11 protein-coding genes and 1 tRNA gene are annotated in these 12,858 nt (G+C 71.2%); 9 read left to right on the forward strand and 3 right to left on the reverse strand.

Annotation, left to right across the window (positions count from 1 at the left end):
- Window positions 1-9: 9 nt before the first annotated feature.
- A complete protein-coding gene (locus tag CR165_RS10475; RefSeq protein WP_109516921.1) occupies window positions 10-2,187 on the reverse strand; it encodes an anthranilate synthase component I in 2,178 nt (725 codons plus the stop codon).
- Window positions 2,188-2,595: 408 nt separating this feature from the next.
- On the opposite strand from CR165_RS10475, the gene ffh reads away from it, so the two are divergent.
- The 9 genes from ffh (at window position 2,596) to CR165_RS10520 (ending at window position 9,762) form a co-directional block, all read left to right on the forward strand.
- On the forward strand, window positions 2,596-3,981 hold the full coding sequence (ffh, locus tag CR165_RS10480; RefSeq protein WP_109516922.1) for a signal recognition particle protein: 1,386 nt from the start codon (window positions 2,596-2,598) through the stop codon (window positions 3,979-3,981).
- A 58-nt stretch (window positions 3,982-4,039) separates the two neighbouring features.
- On the forward strand, window positions 4,040-4,378 hold the full coding sequence (gene rpsP, locus CR165_RS10485) for a 30S ribosomal protein S16 (RefSeq protein WP_109516923.1): 339 nt from the start codon (window positions 4,040-4,042) through the stop codon (window positions 4,376-4,378).
- A gap of 31 nt (window positions 4,379-4,409) precedes the next feature.
- Entirely contained in the window at window positions 4,410-5,024 is a 615-nt protein-coding gene (gene rimM / locus CR165_RS10490; RefSeq protein ID WP_109516924.1) for a ribosome maturation factor RimM, read from the forward strand.
- On the forward strand, window positions 5,021-5,731 hold the full coding sequence (gene trmD, locus CR165_RS10495; RefSeq protein WP_109516925.1) for a tRNA (guanosine(37)-N1)-methyltransferase TrmD: 711 nt from the start codon (window positions 5,021-5,023) through the stop codon (window positions 5,729-5,731). The genes rimM and trmD overlap by 4 nt, the downstream gene beginning before the upstream one ends.
- Window positions 5,732-5,779: 48 nt before the next feature.
- Window positions 5,780-6,157, forward strand: coding sequence for a 50S ribosomal protein L19 (gene rplS / locus CR165_RS10500; RefSeq protein WP_109516926.1), 378 nt, complete (start codon window positions 5,780-5,782; stop codon window positions 6,155-6,157).
- A gap of 273 nt (window positions 6,158-6,430) precedes the next feature.
- Entirely contained in the window at window positions 6,431-7,858 is a 1,428-nt protein-coding gene (leuC, locus tag CR165_RS10505; protein WP_109516927.1) for a 3-isopropylmalate dehydratase large subunit, read from the forward strand.
- 3 nt (window positions 7,859-7,861) lie between these two features.
- A complete protein-coding gene (gene leuD, locus CR165_RS10510) occupies window positions 7,862-8,473 on the forward strand; it encodes a 3-isopropylmalate dehydratase small subunit (protein ID WP_109516928.1) in 612 nt (203 codons plus the stop codon).
- A 35-nt stretch (window positions 8,474-8,508) separates the two neighbouring features.
- Complete coding sequence (gene leuB / locus CR165_RS10515) at window positions 8,509-9,621, forward strand: 3-isopropylmalate dehydrogenase (protein ID WP_109516929.1); 1,113 nt, start codon at window positions 8,509-8,511, stop codon at window positions 9,619-9,621.
- A gap of 64 nt (window positions 9,622-9,685) precedes the next feature.
- Window positions 9,686-9,762: transfer RNA gene (locus tag CR165_RS10520), tRNA-Arg, on the forward strand.
- Window positions 9,763-10,142: 380 nt separating this feature from the next.
- On the opposite strand, the gene CR165_RS10525 is transcribed toward CR165_RS10520, so the two are convergent.
- Window positions 10,143-11,135 carry a Bug family tripartite tricarboxylate transporter substrate binding protein gene (locus tag CR165_RS10525; RefSeq protein WP_109516930.1) on the reverse strand — a complete coding sequence of 331 codons (993 nt, stop codon included), beginning with the start codon at window positions 11,133-11,135 and terminating at the stop codon, window positions 10,143-10,145.
- 54 nt (window positions 11,136-11,189) lie between these two features.
- Window positions 11,190-12,851 (reverse strand): acyl-CoA dehydrogenase family protein, encoded by a 1,662-nt coding sequence (locus CR165_RS10530; RefSeq protein WP_109516931.1) that lies wholly within the window; start codon window positions 12,849-12,851, stop codon window positions 11,190-11,192.
- Window positions 12,852-12,858 lie beyond the last annotated feature (7 nt).

Genomic DNA, 12,858 nt, shown 5'->3' on the forward strand with positions numbered 1-12,858 from the left:
CCGCTTCCCTCAGGCGGGCACCGGCTCCCTGAGCAGCCCCGCGACCAGCGGCATGCCGATGGTCCCCGGATCGGTCATCAGCGATTCCGGATGGAACTGCACTGCCGAGAGCGGCAGCGTGCGGTGCTCGATGCCCATGATCACCCCGTCCTCAGCCTCCGCCGTGGCGAGCAGCGCGGCCGGCAGCGCGACGCGCCGCGCGTGCAGCGAGTGGTAACGCCCGACGGTGAAGCGCTCCGGCAGCCCGGCGAGCAGCCGCCCGCCGAGGTTGCGCACGATGGAGGACTTGCCGTGCATCGGCCGCGCCAGCGTGTCCAGCGTGCCGCCGAAATGCTCGACCATGCCCTGCAGCCCGAGGCAGACCCCGAAGCCCGGCAGCCCGCGCCGGAGGATGAGGTCCAGCGTCTCGGACATGGCGAAGTCGGCGGGGCGGCCGGGGCCGGGGGAGAGCACCACGAGATCGGCGCCGCCACCCTCGCGCAGCGCGGCGCGGGCCAGTTCCGGCCGCAGGGTGCGCAGCTCCGCCCCCGCCGCGCGGAAATAGCCGCCAAGGGTGTGAACGAAGCTGTCCTCGTGGTCGACCAGCAGCACGCGCGGCGCCGGCCCCGCCGGGCGCGGCAGGGCGGGCAGGGTGGCGGCGGGGCCGGGCGCGTCGCCACGGAGGGCGGCGAACATGGCGCTGGCCTTCAGGCGGCACTCCGCCTCCTCGGCGGCCGGGTCGCTGTCGTGCAGCAGGGTGGCGCCGGCGCGCACCTCGGCCACGCCATCCTTCAGCCGGATGGTGCGCAGCGTCAGGCCGGTGTTCATGTTGCCGTCGAAGGTCATGCGGCCGATGGCGCCGCCATACCAGCGGCGGGCGGAGCGCTCCTCGGCCTCCACATGGCGGATGGCCCAGCTTTTCGGCGCCCCCGTCACCGTCACCGCCCAGGCATGGGAGAGGAAGCCGTCCAGCGCGTCGCGCTCCGGCAGCAGGGTGCCCTCCACATGGTCCACCGTGTGGATCAGGCGGGAATACATCTCGATCTGCCGCCGGCCGATGACGCGCACCGTGCCGGGGACGCAGACGCGCGACTTGTCGTTGCGGTCCACGTCGGTGCACATGGTCAGTTCGCACTCCTCCTTCTCGGAGTTGAGGAGCGCGCGGATGTTGGCCGCGTCCTCCAGCGCGTCCCGCCCGCGGCGGATGGTGCCGCTGATCGGGCAGGTCTCGATCCGCCTGGCCTCGACGCGGACGAACATCTCCGGGCTGGCGGCGACGAGGAACTCGCCCTCGCCCAGATTCATCAGCGCGCCATAGGGGGCGGGGTTCACGCGCCGCAGCCGGTCGAACAGCACGCTCGGCGCCTCGGCGCAGGTGCCGGCGAAGGTCTGGCCGAGCACCACCTCGAACAGGTCGCCCCGTGCGAAGGCCTGCTTCGCCCGCTCCACCATGGCGGCGTATTCGCCGGGGGCGTGGTCGCTCTCGGGCGGGGCGGCGCCCTGGCCGATAGGAGTGGGGCCAGTGCGGAACGGGTCGGCGCAGGTGGCGCGGGGCTGGCCCTGCGTCGTGCGGCCGAGGGCGGTGAAGTCGTAGCGGTGCAGGGTGGCGGCGCCGCGCAGATGGTCCACCACCAGGATCTCGTCCGGCAGGTAGAGCACCAGGTCGCGCTGGTCCGGCGCGCGCGGCAGGCGGAGCGGCACCGGCTCGAACTGGAACACCAGATCGTAGCCGAAGGCGCCGTAGAGGCCGAGATGCGGGTCCTCGGGGCTGGCGAAGAGGTCGCGCAGCGCCCGCAGCACCGAGAAGACGGAGGGCAGGCGGGAGCGTTCCTCCTCCGGCAGCGCCGCCTCCGGCGCACGGACGCAGAGGGCGATCTCGTCGGCGCTCTCGCTGAAGGATGCGAGTTCCGGCATCGGCCGCAGCGCGGCGGCGATGGCCGGCAGCAGCACCCCGCCCCGCCCGTTCAGCGCCAGGATGCGCACGGAGCGGCCGCGGGCCGTGACCATCAGCGGCGGGTCGGCGAAGCCCAGGTCCCAGCGCGTGTAGCGGCCGGGAAACTCGAAGGAGGAGGAGAGCAGCACGCCGCGCTGCCGGTCCAGCCGGCGGGCCAGGGCCTCGCGGGCGCCCTCGGCCTCGGCTGCCTCGGCGTGGTGGTGGACGGTGATGCCGCCCCGGGTCTGGTAGGGGGTGTGGTCTGCGGTCTGCATGGTCGCCTTCGGGCTTTGGGGGCCACGGGCTTCCGGAGGCAGGAGGGAGAGATCACGAAAAAGGCCGCCCGGAGATCCGTGGCGGCCGTGTGGAGAAGAATACGCGCGGGCCGCCTATTGCTGCGGCCACCACCAGGACTGGGCTGGAAAGCGCGTGATCATGGGGGAAGCCTAGCGCCGGGTCGGGCGGGGATGCAAGCACTGTCCGGCAGGGAGGGGCGCGGAGGAGATGCGCCGCTTGATTCCCCTGGCCGGGGAGTCTAGAACCCTGCATCCGGCTCTGTCCGGACCCTTTTGGTCGGCGCCTCCCGGAGAGGCCCGGCTCCGTCGCTCCGCGAAGGCTCGCGCAGCGGCGCGTTTTGTTATGGGCGGGCGGTTGGCCCGCATGGAAGGAAGACGGCGGCCACGATGTTCGAGGCTTTGTCGGGCAAGCTGAACGGGGTTTTCGACCGGCTGCGCCGCCGTGGCGCGCTGTCGGAGGCGGACGTGTCGGAGGCGCTGCGCGAGGTGCGCATCGCCCTGCTCGAGGCCGACGTGGCGCTGCCGGTGGTCAAGGACCTGGTCAACAAGGTGCGCGAGCGCGCCGTCGGCCAGGAAGTGCTCCGCTCCGTCTCCCCCGCCCAGCAGGTCGTCAAGATCGTCAATGACTGCCTGGTGGAAGCGCTGGGCGGCGGCGAGGGCGTCGAGTATGTCGCCGGGCTGGACCTGAACGCGGCGGCGCCGGTCGCCATCCTGATGGTGGGCCTCCAGGGCTCGGGCAAGACCACCACCTCCGGCAAGATCGCGCTGCGGCTGCGCACGCGCGAGAAGAAGAAGGTGCTGCTGGCGAGCCTCGACGTGCACCGCCCCGCGGCGCAGCTCCAGCTGGAGACGCTGGCGCGGCAGGCGGGCGTCACCAGCCTGCCCATCGTCCAGGGCCAGGGGCCGCTCGAGATCGCGCGCCGCGCATTGCAGGTGGCGCGCGGCGAACTGTACGACGTGGTGATCCTCGACACCGCCGGCCGCCTCTCGATCGACGAGGCGCTGATGGCGGAGGTGGCCGAGGTCAAGGCCGCCACCAAGCCGCATGAGAGCCTGCTGGTCGTCGACGCCATGACCGGCCAGGACGCGGTGAACACCGCGCGCATCTTCAACGAGCGCGTGGGCCTGACCGGCATCGTCATGACGCGGGTGGACGGCGATGCGCGCGGTGGCGCGGCGCTTTCCATGCGCGCCGTCACCGGCGCGCCGATCAAGCTGCTCGGCGCCGGCGAGAAGCTGGACGCGCTGGAGGATTTCCACCCCGACCGCATCGCCGGCCGCATCCTGGGCATGGGGGACATCGTCTCCCTCGTCGAGCGCGCGGCCGAGACGATCGACAAGGCCGAGGCGGAGAAGCTGGCGGCCAAGATGCAGAAGGGTCAGTTCGACCTGGAAGACTACGCATCGCAGCTGAAGCAGATCGGCAAGATGGGCTCGCTCTCGGGCATCCTGGGCATGCTGCCGGGCGTCGGCAAGATGAAGGCTCAGCTCGAGAACGCCAATCTCGACAACAGCATCCTCAAGCGCCAGGCCGCCATCATCGGCAGCATGACGCCGAAGGAGCGCCGCAACCCCGAGATCCTGAAGGCGAGCCGCAAGAAGCGCATCGCCGCCGGCTCGGGCACCACGGTGCAGGAAGTCAACCGGCTGCTGAAGCAGTTCGACGACATGTCCGCGATGATGAAGCGGATGAGCAAGCTCGGCCAGAAGGGGCTGATGCGCGGCGGATTGGGCGCGCTTCTCCCCGGTGCCGGGGGCAAGCGCCCCTTCTGAGAACGAAGAACGGCCGAAACCCCTTCTGATCAACCGAACCACACTAAGGAAGCCATAGATGGGCCTGAAGATCCGCCTCGCGCGCGCCGGTGCCAAGAAGCGCCCCTACTACCACATCGTGGTGGCCGACAGCCGCTCCCCGCGCGACGGCCGCTTCATCGAGAAGGTCGGCAGCTACAACCCGATGCTGCCCTCCGACCATGCCGAGCGCGTCCGCCTGCAGGACGACCGCATCAAGCACTGGCTGAGCAACGGCGCCGTGGCGACCGACCGCGTGGCCAAGTTCCTCGGCCGCGCCGAGCTGGCGCCGATGCCGGTGTTCCGCGAGCAGCCGAAGCAGTCCGCGCCGAAGAAGAAGGCGCAGGAGCGCGCCGCCGCCGCCGCCGCGGCCGGCTGAGCCAGCCTCCAGGCCTGAGCGTCGCACAGCCATGCCCGTGGAACGCATCCTGGTGGGGGAGATCGGCCGGCCGCACGGTGTCCGTGGGCTGGTCCGCGTCCAGTCCTTCACCGCCGAGCCGGCCGACATCGCCGCCTATGGCCCGCTCTCGGATGAGAGCGGGGGGATGCGGTACGCGCTGCAATGGCTGGGCGGCGGGCTGGCCCGGATCGAGGGCGTCGCCGACCGCGACGCCGCCGCGAAGCTGACCGGCACCCGCCTCTACGTGGCGCGCGACCGCCTGCCGCCGCCCGAGGAGGAGGAGTTCTACCTCGCCGACCTCATCGGCCTCGCCGCGCGCGATGCCGAGGGGCGGGAGATGGGGCGCGTCGCCGCCGTCGAGGATTTCGGCGCCGGCACCATCCTCACCCTGCGCGACGAGCAGGGGCGGGAGACGCTGCTGCCCTTCACCCGCGCCGTGGTGCCGGTGGTGGATGTCGCCGGCGGCTTCGTTACCGTGCAGCCGCCCGAGGCGGTGGTGGTTCCCCCCGGCGAAGGCGATGCCGAGCCGGAGGCCGCCCTGCCCGAGCCGGTCCGCCCGCTGCCGCGCCGGCAGGATGCGCCCCGGCGCACCGGCCCGCGCGGCGTGCGCGGAGGTGCCGCGTGAGCTGGCGCGCCACCGCCCTGACGCTGTTCCCGGAGATGTTTCCGGGCACGCTCGGCCATTCCCTGGCCGGGCGCGCGCTGCGCGAGGGGCGGTGGAGCCTGGACACGCTGCAGATCCGCGACTTCGCGACGGACCGGCACCGCACGGTGGACGACACCCCCTGCGGGGGCGGAGCCGGGCTGGTGATGCGGCCGGATGTGGTGGACGCCGCCTGCGCCGCCGCCCTGGCCGGGGGGCCGGACCGGCCCCTGGTCTACCTCACCCCGCGCGGGCGCCTGATGGATCAGGCGCTGGCGCGGGAGCTGGCCTCCGGTCCGGGCGTCGTCCTGGTCTGCGGCCGCTACGAGGGGCTGGACCAGCGGGTGATCGAGGCGCGCGCCATGCGCGAGGTCTCGGTGGGCGACTTCGTGCTGTCGGGCGGGGAGCCGGCGGCGCTGCTGCTGCTCGATGCCTGCGTGCGCCTGCTGCCGGGGGTGATGGGCGGCGCCGACAGCGCGGCGGAGGAAAGCTTCTCCGACCCGCGCGGGGCGTTGCTGGAATACCCGCACTACACCCGGCCGGCGGTGTGGCAGGGGCGGGCGGTGCCCGATGTGCTGCTCTCCGGCCACCATGCGGCGGTGGGGCAATGGCGGCGGGACCAGGCCGAGGCCGCGACGCGCGAGCGCCGGCCGGATCTCTGGCGCCGGCTGCGTGAGACACAGGATTGAACGGGCGGCCCGCGCCGCCTAAACGGATTGTCGAGAGGACCTTTAACAATGAACCTGCTGCAGCAGTTCGACGCGGAGCAGCTCTCCCGTCTGGTCGAGGCCCGCGCCGTGCCGGCCTTCGCCGCCGGCGACACCGTGCGCGTGATGGTGAAGGTGGTCGAGGGCGAGCGCACCCGCACCCAGGCCTATGAGGGCGTGGTGATCGCGCGCTCCAACAAGGGCCTGCACAGCAACTTCACCGTGCGCAAGCTCTCCTACGGCGAGGGCGTGGAGCGCGTCTTCCCGCTCTACTCGCCGAACGTGGCCGAGATCGCCGTGCTGCGCCGGGGCAAGGTGCGCCGCGCCAAGCTGTATTACCTGCGCGGCCGCACCGGCAAGTCCGCCCGCATCGCCGAGAAGGCCGCGCCGCGCGCCGTCAAGGAGTGAGCGGCCGGCGGGGGTGAAGGCCCCCGCCACCGTGGTCCCGGCGCCCTGCCGGGAGGAATTCGGCCAGGAGGGGTTTCCCCCGTCCTGGCCGCTTATAATATGTGAAGACCGGCGGTGGCCCGGCCGAGGATGACTCCCTCGCGCCCCACCGGAACCGGCGGGAGTTCCGGGGGATGCCTCCCCTCGTGACGCCAAGGCGCCCTCCGTGTGGCGCTGGGCCCCAAAGCCCCAGGCCATGCGGGTGTTCGTATCATCTGCCACGAGGACACCACCATGTCGGCCACGAAGCCGCGCACGCTCTACGACAAGATCTTCGACGCCCATCTGGTCGAGACGCTTCCGGACGGCACCGCGCTTCTCTACATCGACCGGCACCTCGTGCACGAAGTGACGAGCCCGCAGGCCTTCGAGGGGCTGCGCATGGCGCGCCGCCCGGTGCGCCGCCTGGACGGCACCATGGCGGTGGTGGACCACAACATCGCCACCGACGCCTCCCGCTACACCGGCATCGACGACCCCGAGAGCCGCGTGCAGGTCGAGACGCTGGAGCGTAACGTCGCCGAGTTCAACGTCCCCTACATCCCGCTGACCGATGCGCGCCAGGGCATCGTCCATGTCATCGGGCCGGAGCAGGGCCTCTCGCTGCCCGGCATGACCATCGTCTGCGGCGACAGCCACACCTCGACGCATGGCGCCCTCGGCGCGCTGGCCTTCGGCATCGGCACCTCCGAGGTGGAGCACGTGCTGGCCACCCAGACCCTGCTGCAGAAGCGCGCGAAGAACATGCGCGTCACGGTGGAGGGCGAGCTTCCCGCCGGCTGCACGGCGAAGGACATCGTGCTCGCCGTCATCGGCAGGATCGGCACGGCGGGCGGCAATGGCCATGTCATCGAGTTCGCCGGCAGCACCATCCGCGCGCTCGACATGGCCGGGCGCTTCTCGATCTGCAACATGTCGATCGAGGCGGGCGCCCGCGCCGGCATGATCGCACCGGACCAGACCACCTTCGACTATGTCAGGGGCCGCCCCTACGCGCCCCAGGGCGAGGCCTTCGACCACGCCGTGGAATGGTGGAGCACGCTGCCGACCGACGAGGGCGCGGCGTTCGACAAGGAGGTGTTCCTCGACGCCGCCGAGATCGTGCCGATGGTCTCCTGGGGCACCAGCCCCGAGGACGTGCTGCCCATCACCGCCGCGGTGCCGGACCCCGAGGCGGCCTCGGACGAGGCACGCCGCGCCCAGCTCCGCCGCATGGTGGAATACATGGGCCTGACGCCGGGGCAGAAGCTGACCGACCTCAAGGTGGATGTCGTCTTCATCGGCTCCTGCACCAACAGCCGCATCGAGGACATGCGCGCCGCCGCCGCCATCGCCCGCGGCAAGCGCGTGGCCGAGGGCGTGCGCGCCATGGTGGTGCCCGGCTCCGGCCTGGTGAAGCAGCAGGCGGAGCAGGAAGGGCTGGACGCCGTGTTCAAGGAGGCCGGCTTCGAGTGGCGCGAGGCGGGCTGCTCCATGTGCCTCGGCATGAACCCGGACAAGCTGAAGCCCGGCCAGCGCTGCGCCTCCACCAGCAACCGCAACTTCGAGGGCCGGCAGGGGCCGGGCGGGCGGACGCATCTCTGCTCCCCCGCCATGGCCGCCGCCGCCGCCGTCACCGGCCGCCTCACCGACGTGCGCGAGATCGCCCAGGGGAAGCACTGAGCCATGGACGCCTTCACCAAGCTGACCGGCATCGCCGCCCCCCTGCCGATGGCGAATGTCGATACCGACAAGATCATCCCCGCGCGCTTCCTCAAGACCATCGCGCGCACCGGGCTCGGCAAGTCGCTCTTCGCCAACCTCCGCTACAACGAGGATGGCAGCGAGAACCCGGATTTCGTGCTGAACCAGGAGCCCTACCGCCGCGCGGAGGTGCTCATCGCGCACGAGAATTTCGGCTGCGGCTCGTCGCGCGAGCACGCGCCCTGGGCGCTGCTCGATTTCGGCATACGCTGCGTCATCGCGCCGGACTTCGCCGACATCTTCCACAACAACAGCTTCAAGAACGGCATCCTGCCCGTGCGCCTGCCGCGCGCGGTGTGCGACCAGCTGATGGAGGATGCGCGCATGGGCGAGAATGCGCGCATCACCATCGACCTGGAGCGCCAGGTTGTGGTGCGGCCGAATGGCGAGGAGATCCCCTTCGAGATCGACCCGCTGCGCCGGCACCTGCTGCTGAACGGCCTCGACGATATCGGCCAGACCATGCAGCGCGCCCCCGTCATCGACGGCTTCGAGGCGAAGCAGCGCGCGGCGCAGCCCTGGCTGTACCGCTGAACCAAACTCCACCGGGAAGGGATGAGACGAAGGACATGACGGCGAACAAGAGGCTGCTGGTTCTGCCCGGCGACGGCATCGGGCCAGAGGTGATGCGCGAAGTGCGCCGCGTCATCGACTGGATGGACCGCCGCCGCCATGTGAGCTTCGCGCTGGAGGAAGGGCTGGTCGGCGGCGCCGCGCTGGAGGCCCAGGGCTCGCCCTGCCCGGACGTGACGGTGGAGCGGGCGCTGGCGGCCGATGCCGTGCTGTTCGGCTCGGTCGGCGGCCCGAAGTGGGATTCGCTCCCCTTCGACAAGCGCCCCGAGCTCGGCATCCTGCGGCTGCGCAAGGAGCTGGGCCTGTTCGCCAACCTCCGCCCCGCCCTGGTGCTGGAGCCGCTGGTCGATGCCTCCAGCCTCAAGCCCGACGTGGTGCGCGGGCTCGACCTGATGATCGTCCGTGAATCCACCGGCGGCATCTATTTCGGCGAGCCGCGCGGCGTGGAGACCATGCCGAACGGCAAGCGCCGCGGCGTCGACACCGAGGTCTACACCGAGGACGAGATCGCCCGCGTGGCGCGCGTGGCCTTCGAGCTGGCGCGCAAGCGCACCGGCAAGATGACCAGCGTCGAGAAGGCGAACGTCATGCAGTCCGGCCGCCTGTGGCGCGCCGTGGTCAGCGAGATCGGCGCCGCCGAGTTCCCGGATGTGCAGCTCTCGCACATGTACGCCGACAACTGCGCCATGCAGCTCTGCCTGCGGCCGAAGCAGTTCGACGTCATCCTGGCGAGCAACATCTTCGGCGACCTGCTCTCCGATCTCGCCGCGGCGGCCACCGGCTCGCTCGGCATGCTGCCCTCGGCCACGCTCGGCGCGCCGGATGCCTCCGGCCGCCGCCACGCGCTGTACGAGCCGATCCACGGCTCGGCGCCGGACATCGCCGGCAAGGGCATCGCCAATCCCTGCGCCCAGCTGCTCTCCTTCGCGATGCTGCTGCGCTGGTCCTTCGGCATGGAGGAGGATGCCGCCATGATCGAGGCGGCGGTGGAGAAGGTGCTGGCCGGCGGCCTGCGCACCGCCGACATCATGGGCCCCGGCACCGCCCGCGTCGGCACCAGCGTGATGGGCGACGCCATCCTGCGCGAGCTGGACAAGGTGGCGGCGTAACGACCACCGCGGATGCCTTGCCGGCGGGAAGGCCTCTGGCTAATTCCCGCCGGCTCGCTGGCTGGCGCCCGTAGCTCAACTGGACAGAGCACCAGACTACGGATCTGGGGGTTGGGAGTTCGAATCTTCCCGGGCGCGCCAGCCTTTCTCCTTGAGCGACAAGGAGAGTCCGAGAAAGCCCGGCCCCCGCGCCGGGCTTTTCGCGTCTGGGCGTCCCACGGACGTCCCACGGGAATGGACATGGCCATGCTCTGGACTTGGTTCGCGCCAGCGGGTGGACTGGGTGCCCCTTCCCGTTCCGGCGCTGACGACCAAATCCCGGCAGCACGAGAGGCGAGGCACCGATCACATGCCGCTTAAGCGGCGCACTGTCTGTCTGGTGCTGACGACCAAACTGGTGCGGCTGAAGGCGGCGGTTCTGGCACCGTGAAGCCCCGCCCGGGCTGCGCAGGCTGGGGGTGATGGCCGCCAGCAGCTGCTAAGGCGGCAGGATATTGCCGCCATGCATGCGTCGTGTCGCCTCACTCCAGCTTCGTGCCGGTCACGCGGACGATCTCGCCCCAGCGGTCGTAATCGTTACGCACCACCCGGGCAAATTCCTCCGGTCCCGCCGGGTCCACCACCGCGCCCATCTCCGCGATGGCTTGGCGGAAGGCCGCATCCGCCAGGATCTTTTCGACCTCGGCGTGCAGCCGCTGGACAATGGACGGTGAAAGGCCCGCCGGGGCGAGCATGCCGAGCCAGGCGCCACCTTGCACGCCAGGGTAGCCGGCTTCTGCGGTGGTCGGCACGTCCGGTGCGATCAGCACGCGGGCCTTGGTGCCCACGGCGATGGCCTGCACCCGGTCGTCCCGCGCGAAGGGCAGCGTGCCGATCATGGTGTCGAAGGTGATGTCCACCCGGCCGGCCATGATGTCGGTGACAGATTGTGCCGTGCCTCGGTAGGGCACATGCGTCATCTGCACGCCCGCCTCCTTGACCAGCATCGCCATCAGCAGCTGCGAGGTTGTCCCATTGCCGGTGGTGGCATAGGTCACCGCGCCCGGGTTGGCACGTGCCTTCGACACGATGTCATCCAGGCTGCGGAAGCCGGTGTGCTTGCCCGCGACCAGCATGTAGGGCAGCTGCACCAGCTGCTCGATCGGCGTGAAGTCCTTGCGGGGATCGTAGGCCAGGTCGGGATAGATGTGCGGATTGATCGCCTGCGGGGCGGAGGCGCCGATGGTGAGAGTATAGCCGTCGGCCGCCGCGCGGGAGACGATCGTGGCGCCGATCGAACCGCCCTGGCCGCTGCGGTTTTCGATGATGAAGCGCTGCCCGAGGCTGCGCGAAAGCCGGTCGGCGAGCAGGCGGCCCACGCTATCCGTGGCCGTGCCGGGTGGGAAGCCGATCACGATGGTGACGGTGCGGTTCGGCCATTCCTCGGCGCGGGCCGGCGCGGCGCGCCAGGCCGCCAGGGCGGCCAGGGCTGTGCCCGCTGCGGTCAGGCCGCGGCGGCGGGTCAGGTGCTGCATGGACTTCTCCCCAGTCTGGCCCTGCGCCTGTGCCGGCGCATCGGGCCTGTTTGTTCAGTTCGCGCGGCCCAGCAGGCCACGCGCGATGACCTGTGCCTGGATTTCCGCTGCGCCCTCGAAGATGGACAGGATGCGGGCGTCGCAGAGCACGCGGCTGATCGGATATTCCAGCGCGTAGCCGTTGCCGCCATGGATCTGCAGCGCGCCGTCGGCGTTGGCGAAGGCGATGCGCGCGGCGAGAAGCTTTGCCATGCCGGCTTCCATGTCGCAGCGGCGGCCGGCATCCTTCTGCCGCGCGGCGAAGTAGCTGAGCTGGCGCGCCATCATGGCCTCGGTGGCCATCATCGCGAGCTTGGCGTGCACGCGCGGGAAGCCGAGGATCGCCTTGCCGAACTGCGCCCGCTCCCGCGCATAGCGTAGGCCGAGCTCCAGCGCGTTCTGCGCCACGCCGAGCGCGCGCGCCGCGGTCTGGATGCGCGCGCTCTCGAAGGTTTCCATTAGCTGCTTGAAGCCCTGGCCTTCGACCCCGCCGAGCAGGTTCCCCGCCGGCACCTCGAAGTCGTCGAAGGAGATCTCGTATTCCTTCATGCCGCGATAGCCGAGCACGGGGATCTCCGTGCCGGTCATGCCGGGGGCGGGAAAGGGGTCGGCCTCCGTACCGCGCGGCTTCGGCGCCAGCAGCATGGAGAGGCCGCGATAGCCGGCGGCCTCCGGGTCGGTGCGCACCAGCAGCGTCATGAGGTCCGAGCGCGCGCCATGGGTGATCCAGGTCTTGGCGCCATAGACCTTGTAGACATCGCCCTCGCGCACGGCGCGGGTGCGCAGGCTGCCGAGGTCGGAACCAGTATTGGGCTCGGTGAAGACGGCGGTGGGCAGGATCTCGCCGGTCGCAATCCGCTCCAGCCAGTCGGCCTTCTGCTGCGCCGTACCGCCCAGGCGGATCAGCTCGGCCGCGATCTCGGAGCGCGTGCCGAGCGAGCCGACGCCGAGATAGGCCCCGCTGAGCGCCTCCGAAACCAGGCACATCGCCACCTTGCCGAGGCCGAGCCCGCCGAATTCCTCCGGCACGGTCAGGCCGAAGACGCCCATCTCGGCTAGCTTCTCCACCAGCGGCAGCGGGATCAGCGCGTCACGCGCGTGCCAGCCCTGGGCATGCGGCACCACTTCAGCGGCGGCGAAGCGGAGGAACTGCTCCCGCATCGCCTCCAGCACGTCGTCATACAGCCCCAATGCGCCAAAGCGGCCCTCGTCCAGCTCTGTGGCCAGGGCGCGGCGCGCCGCCTCCAGTGCCGGGCGGGCGGCCAGCGCGGCGAGTGCCGGCTCGGCGGCGTAGCGGGCGATCTCCGCCTCCGGCACACCCATTTCGGCCGGGCGGATAACTTCCGACTGGCTCATGGCGATGCCGCCCGCGAACTGCGCGCCGTATTCCGCGAAGCCGAGATGCAGGATGGCGCGCTCGGCCACGCCCAGGGCGCCTTTGGCCTCCAGCGCCCGGGCCCAGGCCAGGGTCTGGCGCAGCGCCTCGACATAGGTGGCCTGCCAGGAGAGGCCATGGGCAGCGTATTGATGCGTCTCCAGCCTGGCCGCGTCGGTCTTGCCGCCGGTGGTCACCAGCGCCGCCAGGGCATGGCGCGAGGCCTCGTGCAGGCGCTCGGCCGCGCCGAGCAGGGCGGCGCAGTCGGCCAGCAGCGTGGGAAGGATGGGGGTGTCCGGCATGGGCGTC

The organism is Teichococcus aestuarii (assembly GCF_003116135.1).
Lineage (GTDB): Bacteria > Pseudomonadota > Alphaproteobacteria > Acetobacterales > Acetobacteraceae > Pseudoroseomonas > Pseudoroseomonas aestuarii.